Genomic DNA, 16,783 nt, shown 5'->3' with positions numbered 1-16,783 from the left:
TGAGCGCGGTATGAGCGCGCCCGTGGCGGAACCGGCGCACGGGAGTGGCGATCCGGTACGGACGTGGCGCCGTCTCGCCGACACCTCCGTCCTGCTCGACGGCTTCCACGCCCTCAAGCACGCCCTGCGCTTCGAGGCCGAGGTCCCGGTGGCGGTCACCACTGACCGTGCGGCGGCGCTGGCCCTCGCCGCCGATCTTGCCCCGGACGTGCGGGAGCCGCTGGCCGTGCTGCTCGTGGAGGTGGCGGAGGAGACGTACCGCACGCTCGTGCCGCGCCCGCACCCCACGGCCGTCGCCGCCCTGGCCGTGCGCCCCCCGCGCGCGGCCCATCTCGCGGCGCTCGCGCACACCCCGCGCACCGCGCCCGTCGTCGTGCTCGACAACCCGCGCAATCTGGGCAACGCGGGAGCCGTGATCCGGCTGGCCGCCGGTTTCGGTGCGACCGGGGTGGTCACCACGGGCACCCTGGACCCCTGGCACCCCACGGTGGTACGCGGCGGGGCGGGACTGCACTTCGCGACCGCCGTGGAGCGGCTGGACGTGGCCGATCTGCCGTCGGGTCCCCTCTTCGCCCTCGATCCCGAGGGTGACGACATCCGGGCGCTGAAGCTGCCCGACGACGCGCTGCTGGCCTTCGGCTCCGAGCGCAGCGGGCTCTCCGCCGAACTGCGCGAGCGTGCCGACCATCTGGTGTCCCTGCCGATGCGCCCCCAGGTGTCCAGCTACAACCTGGCGACGAGCGTGGCGATGACGCTCTACCACTGGAGCGCGGGCGCCTGCTGAGCACGCGTGGCCCGGCGCCCTCCCCAGGGGGCGCCGGGCCACGGGCCGAGCAGCGGTGCGCTACGCCTCGCGCCGGATCTCGACCATCCGGAAGCGGTTCGCCACGAACGCCGTGTCGCACAGCGCCGCGTTGGCCGCCGGGTTGCCCCCGGAGCCGTGGAAGTCGGAGAACGCCGCGGTCTGGTTCACATAGACCCCGCCCGTGAGGTTCAGCGAGAGCTGAGCGCACTCGTCCAGGCAGACCTCCTCGACGGCGCCGGCGACCTCGCCGGACGTGGTGTACGCCCCGACGGTCATCGCGCCCTTGTCGCTGATGGTCCGCCGCAGCAGCTCGACGCCGTCCGCCGCCGAGTCGACGGCCACGGCGAAGGACACCGGCCCGAAGCACTCGCTCATGTACGCGGCCTCGTCGTCGGGCTTTGCGCCGTCGAGCTTGACGATCACCGGCGTACGGACGACGGCGTCGGGGAACTCCGGGTTGACGATCTCGCGGGAGGCGAGGGCGACCTCGCCGAGGCCGGCTGCGGCTTCCAGGCGGGCCTTCACATCGGGATTGACGATCGCGCCGAGCAGGGCGTTCGCGCGGGCGTCGTCGCCCAGCAGGCCGCCGACCGCCCCGGCCAGGTCGGTGACCACGTCGTCGTAGGACTTGGGGCCCTCGTCGGTCGTGATGCCGTCGCGGGGGATCAGCAGGTTCTGCGGGGTGGTGCACATCTGGCCGCTGTACAGCGACAGGGAGAAGGCCAGGTTGGAGAGCATGCCCTTGTAGTTGTCGGTGGACTCCACGAGGACCGTGTTGACGCCGGCCTTCTCCGTGTAGACCTGCGCCTGGCGGGCGTTGGCCTCCAGCCAGTCGCCGAACGACGTCGAGCCCGTGTAGTCGATGATCCGGATCTCGGGGCGCGTCGCGAGGGTCTTGGCGATGCCCTCGCCGGGACGCTCGGCGGCCAGCGCGACCAGGTTCGGGTCGAAGCCGGTCTCGGCGAGCACCTCACGGGCCACCTGCACGGTGAGCGCGAGCGGCAGGATCGCGCGCGGGTGGGGCTTCACGAGGACCGCGTTGCCGGTGGCCAGGGAGGCGAACAGGCCCGGGTAGCCGTTCCACGTCGGGAAGGTGTTGCAGCCGATGAGCAGGGCGATGCCGCGGGGGACGGCCTTGAAGCGCTTGTCCAGCTTGAGCGGGTCGCGCTTGCCCTGGGGCTTGGTCCACTCCGCCTCGTCCGGGGTGCGAACCTGCTCGGCGTACGCGTAGGCCACCGCCTCCAGCCCCCGGTCCTGCGCGTGCGGGCCGCCGGCCTGGAACGCCATCATGAAGGCCTGGCCGCTGGTGTGCATGACGGCGTGGGCGAACTCGTGGGTGCGGTCGCTGATCCGCTTGAGGATTTCCAGGCACACCACCGCGCGCGCCTGGGCGCCCGCGTCGCGCCACGCGCGCTGGCCGGCCTTCATGGCGGGCAGCAGCGTGTCGATGTCCGCGTGCGGGTAGGTGACGCCCAGCTCGATGCCGTACGGGGAGGTCTCGCCGCCCACCCAGTCGTCGGTGCCGGGCTGGTCGAGGTCGAGGCGGGTGCCGAGCAGCGCGTCGAAGGCGGCCTTGCCCTCGGCCATGCCCAGGCTGCCGTTCTCGCCGTACGCCTTGGGGTGCTCGGGGTGGGGTGACCAGTACGCGCGTGTGCGGATCGCCTCCAGCGCCTCGTCGAGCGTGGGCCGGTGCTTGGCGATCAGGTCGTGCGCGGACAGTTCGGCGGCCATGCGTGACCAACTCCTCACGTCAGAGGCTCTGCGTCGAGCCCTGACCTGGGCAGCGACAGGAGGACAGAGTTAGAGTAACCGAACGATCGGTCGGGACAAGGGGGTCCGCCGCATCTGTGGACAACCCCGTGCGGGAGGATCGCGCACATGACAGGACTCGACCTCAGCAGCCTCGTGGCCGTCGTCGGCACCGGCACCATGGGCCAGGGCATCGCCCAGGTCGCGCTGGTGGCCGGCCACCCCGTACGCCTGTACGACGCTGTGCCCGGCCGTGCGGGGGAGGCGGCCGAGGCCATCGGCGCGCGCCTCGACCGGCTCGTGGCGAAGAACCGTCTGACCGCCGCCGACCGGGACGCCGCCCGTGCCCGGCTGCACGCCGCGCAGGACCTCGCCGACCTCGCGGACTGCGCCCTCGTCGTCGAGGCCGTCGTCGAGCGCCTCGATGTGAAGCAGGAGCTGTTCCGGGCGCTGGAGGACGTCGTCGACGACGACTGCCTGCTCGCCACCAACACCTCCTCCCTGTCCGTCACGGCCATCGGCGGCGCCCTGCGCAACCCGGGACGCCTCGTCGGCCTGCACTTCTTCAACCCGGCGCCGCTGCTTCCGCTGGTCGAGGTCGTGTCCGGGTTCGCCACCGATGTCAGCTCCGCCACCCGCGCGTACGAGACGGCGCGCGCCTGGGGCAAGACGCCGGTCGCCTGCGCCGACACCCCCGGCTTCATCGTCAACCGCATCGCACGGCCGTTCTACGCCGAGGCCTTCGCGGTGTACGAGTCGCAGGCCGCCGACCCCGCCACCATCGACGCGGTGCTGCGGGAATGCGGTGGCTTCCGGATGGGCGCCTTCGAGCTGACCGACCTCATCGGTCAGGACGTCAACGAGTCCGTCACCCACTCCGTGTGGCAGGCGTTCTTCCAGGACGTGCGGTTCACGCCCTCGCTGGCCCAGCGGCGGCTCGTCGAGTCCGGCCGGCTCGGCCGCAAGACGGGCCAGGGCTGGTACGACTACGCGGACGGCGCCGAGCGCCCCGAGCCGCACACCGCCGAGCCCGCACCGGCGCCCGCGTACGTCGTCGCCGAGGGCGACCTGGGGCCCGCATCCGAGCTGCTCGGGCTGATCCGGGAGGCCGGCATCGGCGTGCGCGAGGAGGAGGAGGACCACGGCACGCGGCTGGTTCTGCCGAGCGGCGGCCAGCTGGCCCTCGCGGACGGGCAGACCTCCGTGGAGTTCCGCGACGTCGTCTACTTCGACCTCGCACTCGACTACCGGCGGGCCACCCGGATCGCCCTGTCGGCGTCCCAGGACACCTCGTCGCAGACGCTCACCGAGGCCATCGGGCTCTTCCAGGCGCTCGGCAAGGACGTCAGCGTCATCGGGGACGCCCCCGGCATGATCGTCGCCCGCACGGTGGCCCGGATCGTCGACCTCGCGCACGACGCCGTGGCCAAGGGGGTGGCGACGGAGGAGGACATCGACACCGCGATGCGGCTCGGGGTCAACTACCCGCTCGGTCCCTTCGAATGGGGCCGCAAGCTGGGCCGGAACTGGGCGTACGCCCTCCTGGACGACCTGCATCTGCGCGACCCCTCCGGGCGCTACGCGCCGTCCCTCGCGCTGTACCGCCATGCCTACGCCTCCGACAAGCGGGAGGGGACCTCCTCATGACCACCGCCAAGCGCGACACGTACACCCCGGAGACGCTGCTCTCCGTCGCCGTGCAGGTCTTCAACGAGCGTGGCTACGACGGCACGTCCATGGAGCACCTCTCCCGGGCCGCCGGGATCTCCAAGTCGTCGATATACCACCACGTCAGCGGCAAGGAGGAGCTGCTGCGGCGGGCGGTGAGCCGGGCGCTGGACCAGCTCTTCGGGATCCTCGACGAGGAACCCGCCCGCGAGGGGCGGGCCGTGGAGCGGCTGGAGCACGTCGTCCGGCGCATGGTCGAGGTGCTCATCGCCGAACTGCCGTACGTGACGCTGCTGCTGCGGGTGCGAGGCAACACCGACACCGAGCGCTGGGCGTTGGAGCGGCGCCGCGACTTCGACCACCGGGTCGCCGAGCTGCTGAAGGCAGCGGCCGCCGACGGGGACATGCGCGGGGACGTGGAGATGCGGCTGGCCACCCGGCTGGTGTTCGGGATGATCAACTCGATCGTGGAGTGGTACCGGCCGGACGGACGGGGGATGGGCGAGCGCGAGGTGTCCGAAGCGGTGGCGCACCTGGTCTTCTCGGGACTGCGCGCCCAGCACTGACGGTCATCCGTCCGGATTCCGCCGCAGCGTACCGGTCGGCCGTTCCGGCTTTCGCCGGTGCGTGTCGGTTCCCCTTCCGGCTCCCGCCGACGCGTGCCGGGCATCCACCCGGCCTCGCGGGGGTGCGCCGGTCACCCCTCCGGCTCGACGTGCTCCTCCTCGAAGACCAGCAGAGTGCGGGTGCTGAGAACCTCCGGGATGCCCTGGATCTTGGTCAGGACGACCTCGCGCAGGGCCCTGTTGTCCGCCGTGTGCACCAGCAGGAGTACATCGAAGTCGCCCCCCACCAGGGCGATATGGGCGGCGCCGGGCAGTTGGCGCAGCTGTTCGCGGACGGTGCGCCAGGAGTTCTGCACGATCTTCAGCGTGATGTAGGCGGACGTGCCCTTTCCGGCGCGTTCGTGGTTCACGCGCGCCCCGAAACCGCGGATCACGCCGTCCTCGATGAGGCGGTTGATCCGGGCGTAGGCGTTGGCGCGGGAGACATGGACACGCTCGGCGACCGACCGTATCGACGCGCGGCCGTCGGCCTGGAGCATGCGCAGGATGTCCTGATCTATGGCGTCCAGCGGTCTGGGGGGCGGCAGGGCGGGGTCGTGCTCCGGCGGCTCGGCCATTTGTTCAGATGCCATGTGCCCCCGCCTCTCTGCTATGGACGTGTTGCGTTCATTTGAGGCTGTGCAGAACCGTTTGTCCACAGCCTCGGGGTGCCTGTAGCCAAAATGCGCCATCGACCGAACAATCGGTAGGTGAGACGCGTCACAACCGTGCCGCGTCCCAGAGCCACTCCCACGAGGAGGTGCCGTATGACGGTCATGGAGCAGCGGGGTGCGTACCATCCGACACCGCCCCCCGCCTGGCAGCCTCGCACCGACCCTGCGCCCCTGCTGCCCGACGAGCGTCCGTACCGCGTGCTCGGTACCGACTCGGCGGCTGACGTCGACCCCGCGCTGCTGCGCCGCCTCTACGCGGAGCTGGTGCGGGGTCGCCGGTACAACACCCAGGCCACGGCCCTGACCAAGCAGGGCAGGCTCGCCGTCTACCCCTCCAGCACCGGCCAGGAGGCCTGTGAGGTCGCCGCCGCGCTCGTCCTCGAGGAGCGCGACTGGCTCTTCCCGAGCTACCGCGACACGCTCGCCGCCGTCGCCCGCGGCCTCGACCCCGTGCAGGCGCTCACGCTGCTGCGCGGTGACTGGCACACCGGCTACGACCCGCACGAGCACCGGGTCGCGCCCCTGTGCACCCCGCTCGCCACCCAGCTCCCGCATGCCGTGGGCCTCGCGCACGCCGCCCGCCTCAAGGGCGACGACGTGGTCGCACTCGCCCTGGTCGGCGACGGCGGCACCAGCGAGGGCGACTTCCACGAGGCGCTCAACTTCGCCGCCGTCTGGCAGGCGCCGGTCGTCTTCCTCGTCCAGAACAACGGCTTCGCGATCTCCGTGCCGCTGGAGAAGCAGACCGCCGCTCCCTCCCTCGCCCACAAGGCCGTCGGCTACGGCATGCCGGGCCGCCTGGTCGACGGCAACGACGCGGCAGCCGTGCACCAGGTGCTCGGCGAGGCCGTGGCCCACGCCCGCGCGGGCGGCGGCCCCACCCTGGTCGAGGCGGTGACGTACCGCATCGACGCCCACACCAACGCCGACGACGCGACCCGCTACCGCGGTGACTCCGAGGTGGAGGTCTGGCGCGCGCACGACCCGATCACGCTCCTGGAGCGCGAGCTGACCGAACGCGGACTCCTCGACGAGGCCGCCATACAGGCCGCGCGCGACGCCGCCGAGACGATGGCCGCCGATCTGCGCGAGCGCATGAACCAGGACCCGGTGCTCGACCCCATGGACCTCTTCGCCCATGTCTACGCCGAGCCCACCCCCCAACTGCGCGAACAGGAGGCCCTGCTGCGGGCCGAGCTGGCGGCGGAAGAAGAAGGGGCGCACTGATGACCACCGTCGCTCTCAAGCCCGCCACCATGGCACAGGCGCTCACCCGCGCCCTCCGGGACGCCATGACCGCCGACCCGACGGTGCACGTCATGGGCGAGGACGTCGGCACCCTCGGCGGCGTCTTCCGGGTCACCGACGGACTCGCCAAGGAGTTCGGCGAGGACCGGGTCACCGACACCCCGCTCGCCGAGGCGGGCATCCTCGGCACGGCCGTCGGCATGGCGATGTACGGGCTCCGGCCGGTCGTCGAGATGCAGTTCGACGCGTTCGCCTACCCGGCGTTCGAGCAGCTCATCAGCCATGTCGCCCGGATGCGCAACCGCACCCGCGGGGCCATGCCGCTGCCGATCACCATCCGGGTCCCCTACGGCGGAGGCATCGGCGGCGTCGAGCACCACAGCGACTCCTCCGAGGCGTATTACATGGCGACCCCGGGCCTGCATGTCGTCACCCCCGCCACCGTCGCGGACGCCTACGGGCTGCTGCGCGCCGCCATCGCCTCCGACGACCCCGTGGTCTTCCTGGAGCCCAAGCGCCTGTACTGGTCGAAGGACTCCTGGAACCCCGAGGAACCGCAGTCCGTCGAGCCGATCGGCCGTGCGGTCGTGCGCCGCGCTGGCCGCAGCGCCACGCTCATCACCTACGGCCCCTCCGTGCCCGTCTGCCTGGAGGCCGCCGAGGCGGCCACGGCCGAGGGCTGGGACCTCGAAGTGGTCGACCTGCGCTCACTGGTGCCCTTCGACGACGAGACGGTCGCCGCGTCCGTACGGCGCACCGGGCGGGCCGTCGTCGTCCACGAGTCCGGAGGCTTCGGCGGGCCGGGCGGCGAGATCGCGGCCCGTGTCACCGAACGCTGCTTCCACCACCTGGAGGCGCCCGTGCTGCGCGTCGCCGGGTTCGACATCCCGTACCCGCCGCCGATGCTGGAGCGGCACCACCTGCCCGGCGTCGACCGGATCCTCGACGCGGTCGGGCGTCTGCAGTGGGAGGCGGAGAACTGATGGCCCAGGTCCTGGAGTTCAAGCTGCCCGACCTTGGTGAAGGGCTCACCGAGGCGGAGATCGTCCGCTGGCTGGTCCAGGTCGGCGACGTCGTCGCCATCGACCAGCCCGTCGTCGAGGTCGAGACGGCCAAGGCGATGGTCGAGGTGCCGTGCCCGTACGGAGGTGTCGTCACCGCCCGTTTCGGCGAGGAGGGCACGGAACTTCCCGTGGGGGCGCCGCTGCTGACGGTGGCCGTGGGGGCTCCGGTCGGCGGCGGTTCGGCGGGGGCCTCGGGCGCCGGGGAGACCACGGGCGCCGCGCAGGGCTCCGGCTCCGCCGGGAAGGCCGAGGGCTCCGGGAACGTGCTGGTGGGCTACGGCACTTCGGAGGCACCCAAGCGGCGCAGGAGGGTGCGTCCGACACGTCCGACGGCTGCCACGGGGGCTGCCGGCGCCGCGGCGAACGGTGGTGTGACCGCCGCAGTCGCTGAAAGGTCGCTTGCCGGCGCCGGGCCGCTCGCTGGTGACCCGGTGCGTGGTGACGGGCCCGTGCCCGTGATCTCCCCTCTCGTCCGCCGTCTCGCCCGCGAGAACGGTCTGGATCTGCGGAAGCTGCGTGGATCGGGCCCCGACGGGCTGATCATGCGGGCCGATGTGGAGCAGGCCCTGCGGGCCGCCTCCGCCACCGGCACCACGTCCGCCGTCACCACCGTCGGCATGGCGACACCGTCGGCGTCGGCCGTCTCCACCTCCGCCACGGCCGCCGCGCAGCATCTCACGAGGCCCGCGCGTGCGGAGATCTCCTCCGGCACCCGGGTCCCCCTGCGGGGCGTACGCGGCGCTGTCGCCGACAAGCTCTCCCGGAGCCGGCGTGAGATCCCGGACGCCACCTGCTGGGTGGACGCCGACGCGACGGAACTGATGAACGCCCGCGCGGCCATGAACGCGGCCGGCGGCCCGAAGATCTCCCTCCTCGCGCTGCTCGCCCGGATCTGCACCGCCGCGCTGGTCCGTTTCCCGGAGCTCAACTCGACGGTCGACATGGAGGCCCGCGAGGTCGTACGCCTCGACCAGGTGCACCTCGGGTTCGCCGCGCAGACCGAACGAGGGCTCGTGGTGCCCGTCGTACGGGACGCCCACGCGAGGGACGCGGAGTCGCTCAGCGCGGAGTTCGCCCGGCTCACCGACGCCGCGCGGACCGGGACGCTCACGCCCGCCCAACTCACCGGCGGCACCTTCACGCTGAACAACTACGGCGTGTTCGGTGTCGACGGCTCCACGCCGATCATCAACCACCCCGAGGCGGCCATGCTCGGCGTCGGCCGCATCGTTCCCAAGCCATGGGTCCACCAGGGGGAGCTGGCGGTACGGCAGGTGGTGCAGCTCTCGCTCACCTTCGACCACCGGGTGTGCGACGGCGGTACGGCGGGCGGCTTCCTGCGCTACGTCGCGGACTGCGTCGAACAGCCCGCGGTGCTGCTGCGCAGCCTCTGACCAAGCGCGTCGCCGGGTCCCGGGCCGCCGACTTCGCCTCCGGCGTCGGCGGCCCTCGACCGTCGTCCTCACCCTCCGGGCCGGCCTTCGCGAGCGGCCCTGATCGCATGGCGTCCCCGGGATCGCGCGGCATCCCCGCGTTCCCTGTGATCGCCGGGACACGCATACTCGGGGGATGACCGCGTACGAGCCGCCGGACGGCCCCGGTACCGAGGCGTACGACGCCGTCGTGCTCGCCGGGGGTGCCGCCCGGCGGCTCGGCGGCGCCGACAAGCCCGGGGTGCGCGTCGGCGGACGTGCCCTGCTCGACCGGGTACTGGCCGCCTGCGCCGGAGCCCGGACGACCGTCGTCGTCGCCGATCCCCGCCCCACCGCCCGGCCCGTGCTGTGGGCCCGCGAGGAGCCCCCGGGTGGCGGCCCCCTCGCCGCGCTGGACGCCGGCCTCCGCCACACCACCGCCCTGTACGTCGTCGTCCTCTCCGCCGACCTGCCCTTCCTTGCCGAGGAGACGGTACGGCGGCTGCTCGGCACCCTCCGGGGCAGCGCCGTCGCGCCCGACGGCTTCCCCACCGCCCCGGCCGACGGCGTCCTCGTCACCGACCCCGACGGCCGTGATCAGCCCCTCGTGGCCGCGTACCGGGCCGACGCACTGCGCCGGGAGCTGGCGCGGCTCGGTGTCGAGCACGGGGGGACGGCCGGGCTGCCGCTGCGGCGCCTGGTCGGGGCACTGCGCCTCACCCGTATCACCGACCCCGTCGCGTCGTTCGACTGCGACACCTGGGACGACATCGCCGCCGCCCGCGCACGGATCAGGGAGCATGGCCACGTGTTGGATGAATGGATTTCCGCAGTCAAGGACGAGCTGGGCATCGACCTCGACGTCGACACCCGAGAACTGCTCGACCTCGCCCGTGACGCCGCCCACAGCGTGGCCAGGCCCGCGGCTCCGCTGACCACCTTCCTCGTCGGCTACGCGGCGGCGAAGGCCGGGGGAGGCCCCGAAGCGGTCGCCGAGGCCGCCCGCAAGGCCACGGCCCTGGCTCTCGGCTGGGCCGACGAGGCAAGCGGCGGCAAGTCCGGCGCCCCCGACGGCAAGTCCGGAGCCTCCGACTCCGCCCCGGACGCCGGATGACCGCCCAGGACGCCGAGGAACTCGACGTGGATGTGGAGGAGGCGCTGGCCGTGGCCAACGACAGACCCGTCCGAGGGCCCCGCGAACCCCGCCCCGCCGACGAGACTCCGGCCGAGGGCGGTCCCGGCGCGCGCCGGGCCAAGGAGGACGCTCACCACCGGGCCACCTCCTGGCCCGAGGCCCGCGCCGCAGCCGAGCGCGCCGCCCGCTCGTCCGGACGCCGCTCCCCGGTCTCCGTGACCGTCGAGGACGCTCTCGGTCTGGTGCTCGCCGCACCCCTCACCGCACTCACGGACCTGCCTTCCTTCGACACCTCCGCGATGGACGGCTGGGCCGTCGCGGGGCCCGGTCCCTGGGAGGTACGGGAGGACGGCGTGCTGGCAGGGCACGCCGAACCCGAGCGGCTCACCGACGGCGAGGCGGTCCGGATCGCCACCGGCGCACGCATCCCGCTCGACACCACCGCCGTCCTGCGCAGCGAACACGGCCGCACCGACGAGAAGGGCCGGCTGCACGCCATCAGGGACATGGCTCACGGTCAGGACATCCGTCCCCGGGGCCAGGAGTGCCGCCGCGGTGACCAACTGCTGCCGCTCGGCACACTGCTCACCCCCGCCGCACTGGGACTCGCTGCGGCCGCCGGATACGACACCCTCACCGTGCTGCCGCGCCCCCGCGTCGAACTGCTCGTCCTGGGCGACGAATTGCTCACCGAGGGACTTCCGCGCGACGGCCTGATCCGCGACGCGCTCGGTCCGATGCTGCCGTCATGGCTCCGGGCCCTCGGCGCCGAGGTCACCGCCGTACGCCGACTCGGAGATGCCGCCGACGCCCTGCACAAGGCCGTGCGGTCCTCCTCCGCCGACCTGATCGTGACCACGGGCGGCACGGCCGCCGGACCCGTCGACCATGTCCACCCGACGCTGCGCCGCATCGGTGCCGAACTTCTCGTCGACGGCGTCAAGGTGCGCCCAGGCCACCCCATGTTGCTGGCCCGCACCAAGGCGAACCAGCATCTCGTCGGTCTGCCGGGCAACCCGCTGGCCGCTGTCTCGGGGCTGTTCACCCTCGCCGAGCCCCTTCTGCGGACCCTGGCCGGACGGGCCGCGCCCGAGCCGTACGGGATGCCGCTGAAGGAGGCCGTGCACGGGCACCCGTACGACACCCGGCTCATCCCTGTCGCCCTGCGTGGGGACGATGCCGTCCCCTTGCACTACAACGGCCCCGCCATGCTCCGCGGCATCGCCACCGCGGATGCCCTTGCCGTCGTCCCACCCGGCGGCGCCCGTCCCGGTCAGGAGCTGGAACTGCTGGATCTGCCCTGGACGACCGCGGGGATCCAGGTGTGTTTCACGTGAAACGTCCATATGCCCAACCGGCCTTGCGGGCGAGGGGGTTTCACGTGAAACAACGGGCACACGTGGATGTAGTACAGCCAGGGGATGTACGGGGAAACGGGGAGTGTTTCACGTGAAACTTCCGGGCTATGACGTGATCGCCCGCACTGCGGAAGAGCGTCACGTGACCCATCCGGTGAAACTGCCGAAGAGACAGGTCGAGCGCCCGATCCGTCAGGTCGGCAAGCGACTGGCGATGGCGTTGTTCGTGCTGGTCGCGACGGCCTTCATCGTTTACGCCGACCATGAGGGCTACCACGACAACTCGGATGGCAGCGTCGACCTGCTGGACGCGTTCTACTACGCCACGGTCACCCTCTCGACCACCGGATACGGCGACATCACGCCGGTGAGCGACGCCGCCCGGCTCACCAACATCTTCGTGATCACACCGCTGCGCGTGCTGTTCCTGATCATCCTGGTCGGCACCACGCTGGAGGTCCTCACGGAGCGCACGCGCGAGGAATGGCGACTGAACCGCTGGAGGGCGGCCTTGAGGGAGCACACCGTTGTCGTCGGCTTCGGGACGAAGGGGCGGTCGGCGATCCAGACCGTCTGTGCGACGGGGCTGAAGAAGGAGCAAATCATCGTCGTCGACCCCAGCTCCAAGGTGATCGAGGCGGCGATGGCCGACGGATACGCGGGGATCGTGGGGGACGCGACCCGGAGCGATGTGCTGCTACGGGCCGAGGCGCAGAAGGCACGGCAGATCATCATCTCCACCGCTCGGGACGACACCGCCGTGCTGGTCACGCTGACGGCGCGCCAGATGAATCGCGGCGCGAAGATCGTGGCCGCCGTTCGGGAGGAGGAGAACGCGCCGCTGCTGAAGCAGTCCGGGGCCGATGTCGTCATCACCAGTGCCAGCGCGGCCGGACGCCTCCTCGGTCTTTCGGTGCTCAGTCCCGCCGCCGGCATGGTCATGGAGGATCTCATTCAGCAGGGCAGCGGTCTCGACATCGTCGAACGGCCCGTCATAAAGGCCGAGGTGGGGCGGAAGGTGCGGGAGACGGAGGACCTGGTCGTCAGCGTGCTGCGCGGCCACCGCGTGCTCGGCTACGACGACCCGTCCGTCGGCGAACTCCAGGTCACGGACCGGCTCATCACCATCGTCCGCGCCACACCGAGCACGAAGGTCACCCCTGAGACCAAGCATCTGCCGTAGTCGGATCATGAGGATGCCCCCTGGGACGTACTGCCTGGGGGCACCCTCATGTCGCGATCGCTACTTGCGGTTGTACAGCCGCATCGTGATCGGTCCGAAGACCAGCACGAACAGGGCGGACCAGCCCAGCGACCAGGCGATCTCCGCCGTGGGCCACTCACCCGCCATCAGCTCGCGCACCGCCGAGGCCAGATGGGTGATCGGACTGTTGTTGACGAACGCCTGGAGCCACCCCGGCATGGTGCGCGGGTCGACGAAGACGTTGGACAGGAAGGTCAGCGGGAAGATCACCATCATGCTGACCCCCATCACCGACTTCTCGGTGCGCAGCATCAGCCCGAACATCGTCCAGATCCACGAGAACGCGAACGAGAAGACGATGAGGAGTGCGACCCCGGCGACCACGCCCACGACTCCTCCGTCCGGGCGGTAGCCGAGGATCAGACCGACGGTGAGCATCACCACGGACGCGATGGCGTACCGCAGGGCGTCGCCCAGGAGATAGCCGACCATCGTCGAAGGCCGCCAGATCGGCAGCGAGCGGAACCGGTCGAAGACACCCTTCTCGATGTCCGTGTTGACCGAGACGCCGGTGTACATCGTGATCATCACGACCGACATCACCAGGATCCCCGGCAGCAGGAACTGGATGTACTCCTTCGGGGAGCCGGCCAGGGCACCGCCGAAGAGGTACGTGTACATCAACACCATCATGATCGGGAAGGCGGTGACGTCGAAGAGCTGTTCCGGGACGTGTTTGATCTTGAGGATGGCCCGCCAGCCGAAGGTCAGTGACGCCGACAGGGCGCTGGGCCTCGGCGGCCGCTCCTTGGCGATGAGCAGCGCGGCGAGCGACTCGGTGCTCACGGGGGCGAGTTCCTTGTTGTCGGTGCTGGTCGCGGTGCTCATGCCGCCGCCTCGTCCTTCTTGTCGACGTATCGGGAGTCATGGGCCTTGGTGTCGTGTCCGGTGAGGGCGAGGAACACCTCGTCCAGGCTGGGCTGCCCCAGCGAGAAGTTGTCGACGACGACGCCGGCGCGGGCCAGCTCGGCGAGGGCACGGGCCGCGGACTCGGCGGCACCCCGGCCGTTGGCGGATCCGCCGCCCACCCGCGCCGTCAGGGCCACCGGGTCCGGCTCCCGCTGTACATCGGCGTCGAGCGCGAGCCGCAGGACCTCCTCGGCCTGCGGGCGCTGGGCCGCGTCACGCAGCCGCAGATGGACGGAACCGGCGCCCACGGACGCCTTCAGCTCGCCCTTCGTGCCTTCCGCGATCACCTTGCCGCGGTCGATGACGGCGATCCGGGACGCCAGCTGGTCCGCCTCGTCCAGATACTGCGTGGTCAGCAGCACTGTCGTGCCCTGGGCGACCACCGCGCGCACGATGTCCCACACCTGATTGCGGCTGCGCGGGTCGAGACCGGTCGTCGGCTCGTCGAGGAACAGCAGGTCCGGGGTGTTCAGGATGGACGCGGCGATGTCGATCCGGCGCCGCATGCCGCCCGAGTAGTGCTTGACCTGCTTCCCGGCGGCCTCGCTCAGACCGAACGCCTCCAGCAGCTGCTCGGAGCGCAGCCGTGCCGCCCGTTTGCCGTGGCCGAGGAGCCGGCCCAGCAGCACCAGGTTCTCGGTGCCGGTCAGATCCTCGTCCACGGAGGCGTACTGGCCCGTCAGGCTCACCCTGCCGCGCACCTCGTCGGCCTCCCGGACGACGTCGTGACCGAAGACATGTGCCTCGCCGCCGTCGGGTCGCAGCAGTGTGGCCAGCATTTTCACTGTGGTGGTCTTGCCGGCGCCGTTCGGGCCGAGGACGCCGTAGACCGTACCGGCCGGCACGGCCAGGTCGACGCCGTCGACGGCCCGGGTCTCGCCGAACGTCTTCACCAGACCCGCGGTCTCGATGGCGAGGCCGGATGTCTGTGCGCTCATGTCTGAGATCCTTCCGCGTGCGGGGCCCGTGTCCGGGGCTGCGCAAAGGGAGACCGCCGGGTCTGGCGAAACTCATCGGTCGTGCGGGCGTGATTTCTCCAGGGTCTCGCCCGCGGAGATCGGGCGCACCCGATTAAGGGGTCCGACGACGCAGCGGCCTCGGACTCTCTGCGGCAGGCGCTCTGGGAGAGGCGGAGCGGCGGGGAGTAGCGTCCCCTCATGCATGCGATCACGATTCCCGAACCCGGTGGACCCGAGGCCCTGGTGTGGGACGAGGTCCCCGACCCGGTGCCCGGCGAGGGCGAAGTGCTCATCGAGGTGGCGGCGAGCGCGGTGAACCGCGCCGATCTGCTTCAGCGGCAGGGCTTCTACGACCCACCGCCGGGTGCCTCCCCCTACCCCGGCCTTGAGTGCTCCGGACGCATCGCGGCAATCGGGTCCGGCGTGTCCGGGTGGGGCGTCGGCGACGAGGTGTGCGCGCTGCTCTCGGGCGGCGGCTACGCGGAGAAGGTCGTCGTCCCGGCCGGCCAGTTGCTGCCCGTCCCCTCCGGCCTCGACCTCCAGCAGGCGGCGGCGCTGCCCGAGGTGGTCTGCACGGTCTGGTCGAACGTCTTCATGATCGCCCACCTCCGTCCCGGCGAGACCCTCCTCGTCCACGGCGGCTCCAGCGGCATCGGCACGATGGCCATCCAGCTGGCGAAGGCGGTCGGAGCCAAGGTCGCCGTCACCGCGGGCACCGAGGAGAAGCTGCGCCGGTGTGCCGCGCTCGGCGCGGACATCCTGATCAACTACCGCGAGCAGGACTTCGTCGAGGAGGTCCGCAAGGCCACGGACGGCAAGGGGGCCGACGTCATCCTCGACAACATGGGGGCCAAGTACCTGGACCGCAATGTCCGGGTGCTCGCCGTCAACGGCCGTCTCGCCATCATCGGCATGCAGGGCGGCGTCAAGGGAGAGCTGAACATAGGGGCACTCCTCGCCAAGCGGGCCGCCATCAGCGCGACCTCGCTGCGCGCCCGGCCCCCGGAGGAGAAGACGGCCATCGTCGCCGCCGTACGCGAGCACGTGTGGCCGCTGGTCGCCGGTGGCCGGGTACGCCCCGTCGTCGACCGGGAGATCCCGATGAACGACGCGGCCACGGCCCACCGGGTCCTGGAGGACAGCGGCCACGTGGGCAAGGTGGTGCTGGTGGTGCCCTAGACACGACGAAGGCCGGGCCGCGCCCCGGGATGCCCCGTACGAGTGACCGTACGAGCCACTCGAACGCCGTGCGAGGAGCCGTACGGCGGCGGTGGTCGCGGCCGGGCGCCCCAGCCCCACACAGCCCCGGGCGCCGCTCCACCCCGGCTCCCCCGACCGCCCGTCAGCCCCTCCGGAGCCGCAGGCCCACGAAGGCCAGGCCCAGGCCGAGGCCCATCAGCATGAGACCGCCGCCCAGGGCGAGGACCTCCAGCACGGGGCCCTCGGCGGCTTCGGCGCCCGGCCTGCCGACGGGTGACGCGGCGGGCGGCTCGGCGTTCTGCGGCGGCTCGGGGACGACGGCGTCCTCCGTGCCGTCCGGCTCCGCGGAGGCCTCGTACAGGTCCTCCGGGTCCGTCAGTTCCGCCTCCTGGCGCCCCGGCCGCTCCCGCCCCTCTCCCGCGCGGCTGCCGGCCCGGGAGGAGGCGGGGTCGGGCTCGACGGCCGCGTGTACGGGCGGCACCGTGCCCGCCACCGGGACCGTGAGGAGCCCCGTGACGAGGACCAGTCCCGTCACACGCGACGCGCAGAGCCGAGGGATCACGAACTCAGCGTCACACGCCGCCCGCATCCCGGCACCTCGGCCCCCGCCCGCCGGTAACCGGCGAGAACCCCCTGGGACGAGCCGTCGGGCATTGCCGCGAGACGCCTGGACCTCGTACGCAATCGGTGGATCAGCCCGTGTCGGGGGCACCACGGTGGTGAGGTGTACACG

General features: G+C 71.8%; 15 protein-coding genes. 10 read left to right on the top strand and 5 right to left on the bottom strand.

The genetic code is table 11. The features are described 5' to 3' along the window. Nucleotides 1-10: 10 nt before the first annotated feature. On the top strand, nucleotides 11-784 hold the full coding sequence (locus ACZ43N_RS11520; protein ID WP_468096820.1) for a TrmH family RNA methyltransferase: 774 nt from the start codon (nucleotides 11-13) through the stop codon (nucleotides 782-784). 60 nt (nucleotides 785-844) lie between these two features. Here ACZ43N_RS11520 and paaN read toward each other — a convergent pair whose 3' ends face one another. Then, nucleotides 845-2,536 carry a phenylacetic acid degradation protein PaaN gene (gene paaN, locus ACZ43N_RS11515; protein ID WP_468096818.1) on the bottom strand — a complete coding sequence of 564 codons (1,692 nt, stop codon included), beginning with the start codon at nucleotides 2,534-2,536 and terminating at the stop codon, nucleotides 845-847. 147 nt (nucleotides 2,537-2,683) lie between these two features. On the opposite strand from paaN, the gene ACZ43N_RS11510 reads away from it, so the two are divergent. Next, nucleotides 2,684-4,201: a 3-hydroxyacyl-CoA dehydrogenase gene (locus ACZ43N_RS11510; protein ID WP_468096816.1), complete on the top strand. Its 1,518-nt coding sequence runs from the start codon at nucleotides 2,684-2,686 to the stop codon at nucleotides 4,199-4,201. Further along, nucleotides 4,198-4,788, top strand: a complete 591-nt coding sequence (locus tag ACZ43N_RS11505; RefSeq protein WP_468096814.1) for a TetR/AcrR family transcriptional regulator — start codon at nucleotides 4,198-4,200, stop codon at nucleotides 4,786-4,788. Before ACZ43N_RS11510 ends, ACZ43N_RS11505 begins: the two co-directional genes overlap by 4 nt. A gap of 131 nt (nucleotides 4,789-4,919) precedes the next feature. Here the strand turns inward: ACZ43N_RS11505 and ACZ43N_RS11500 are convergent, their stop codons facing one another. Next, nucleotides 4,920-5,405 (bottom strand): Lrp/AsnC family transcriptional regulator, encoded by a 486-nt coding sequence (locus tag ACZ43N_RS11500; RefSeq protein ID WP_468097077.1) that lies wholly within the window; start codon nucleotides 5,403-5,405, stop codon nucleotides 4,920-4,922. A gap of 189 nt (nucleotides 5,406-5,594) precedes the next feature. Here ACZ43N_RS11500 and pdhA point away from each other — a divergent pair, with 189 nt between their 5' ends. The 6 genes from pdhA (at nucleotide 5,595) to ACZ43N_RS11470 (ending at nucleotide 12,901) form a co-directional block, all read left to right on the top strand. Next, complete coding sequence (pdhA, locus tag ACZ43N_RS11495) at nucleotides 5,595-6,728, top strand: pyruvate dehydrogenase (acetyl-transferring) E1 component subunit alpha (RefSeq protein ID WP_468096813.1); 1,134 nt, start codon at nucleotides 5,595-5,597, stop codon at nucleotides 6,726-6,728. After that, the gene (locus ACZ43N_RS11490) at nucleotides 6,728-7,732 is read left to right on the top strand and encodes an alpha-ketoacid dehydrogenase subunit beta (protein WP_468096811.1); all 1,005 of its coding nucleotides are present in this window, start codon (nucleotides 6,728-6,730) and stop codon (nucleotides 7,730-7,732) included. Before pdhA ends, ACZ43N_RS11490 begins: the two co-directional genes overlap by 1 nt. After that, a complete protein-coding gene (locus ACZ43N_RS11485) occupies nucleotides 7,732-9,207 on the top strand; it encodes a dihydrolipoamide acetyltransferase family protein (RefSeq protein ID WP_468096810.1) in 1,476 nt (491 codons plus the stop codon). Before ACZ43N_RS11490 ends, ACZ43N_RS11485 begins: the two co-directional genes overlap by 1 nt. Before the next feature lie 175 nt (nucleotides 9,208-9,382). Further along, complete coding sequence (locus ACZ43N_RS11480; protein ID WP_468096809.1) at nucleotides 9,383-10,339, top strand: DUF6457 domain-containing protein; 957 nt, start codon at nucleotides 9,383-9,385, stop codon at nucleotides 10,337-10,339. Beyond that, nucleotides 10,336-11,697 (top strand): molybdopterin molybdotransferase MoeA, encoded by a 1,362-nt coding sequence (locus ACZ43N_RS11475; RefSeq protein ID WP_468096807.1) that lies wholly within the window; start codon nucleotides 10,336-10,338, stop codon nucleotides 11,695-11,697. The genes ACZ43N_RS11480 and ACZ43N_RS11475 overlap by 4 nt, the downstream gene beginning before the upstream one ends. 112 nt (nucleotides 11,698-11,809) lie before the next feature. After that, the gene (locus tag ACZ43N_RS11470) at nucleotides 11,810-12,901 is read left to right on the top strand and encodes a potassium channel family protein (RefSeq protein WP_468096806.1); all 1,092 of its coding nucleotides are present in this window, start codon (nucleotides 11,810-11,812) and stop codon (nucleotides 12,899-12,901) included. Nucleotides 12,902-12,961: 60 nt separating this feature from the next. Here ACZ43N_RS11470 and ACZ43N_RS11465 read toward each other — a convergent pair whose 3' ends face one another. Both ACZ43N_RS11465 and ACZ43N_RS11460 read right to left on the bottom strand, forming a co-directional pair. Continuing rightward, on the bottom strand, nucleotides 12,962-13,810 hold the full coding sequence (locus tag ACZ43N_RS11465; RefSeq protein WP_468096805.1) for an ABC transporter permease: 849 nt from the start codon (nucleotides 13,808-13,810) through the stop codon (nucleotides 12,962-12,964). Then, nucleotides 13,807-14,829, bottom strand: coding sequence for an ATP-binding cassette domain-containing protein (locus ACZ43N_RS11460; RefSeq protein WP_468096803.1), 1,023 nt, complete (start codon nucleotides 14,827-14,829; stop codon nucleotides 13,807-13,809). The genes ACZ43N_RS11465 and ACZ43N_RS11460 overlap by 4 nt, the downstream gene beginning before the upstream one ends. Nucleotides 14,830-15,048: 219 nt before the next feature. On the opposite strand from ACZ43N_RS11460, the gene ACZ43N_RS11455 reads away from it, so the two are divergent. Further along, nucleotides 15,049-16,029, top strand: a complete 981-nt coding sequence (locus ACZ43N_RS11455) for an NAD(P)H-quinone oxidoreductase (protein WP_468096801.1) — start codon at nucleotides 15,049-15,051, stop codon at nucleotides 16,027-16,029. 163 nt (nucleotides 16,030-16,192) lie between these two features. On the opposite strand, the gene ACZ43N_RS11450 is transcribed toward ACZ43N_RS11455, so the two are convergent. Beyond that, nucleotides 16,193-16,612 carry a hypothetical protein gene (locus ACZ43N_RS11450; RefSeq protein ID WP_468096800.1) on the bottom strand — a complete coding sequence of 140 codons (420 nt, stop codon included), beginning with the start codon at nucleotides 16,610-16,612 and terminating at the stop codon, nucleotides 16,193-16,195. Nucleotides 16,613-16,783 lie beyond the last annotated feature (171 nt).

Source organism: Streptomyces sp. NPDC030814, assembly GCF_055572155.1.
The sequence above is the reverse complement of the archived record's forward strand: the minus strand, read 5'-3'. Positions and strand labels throughout refer to the sequence as shown.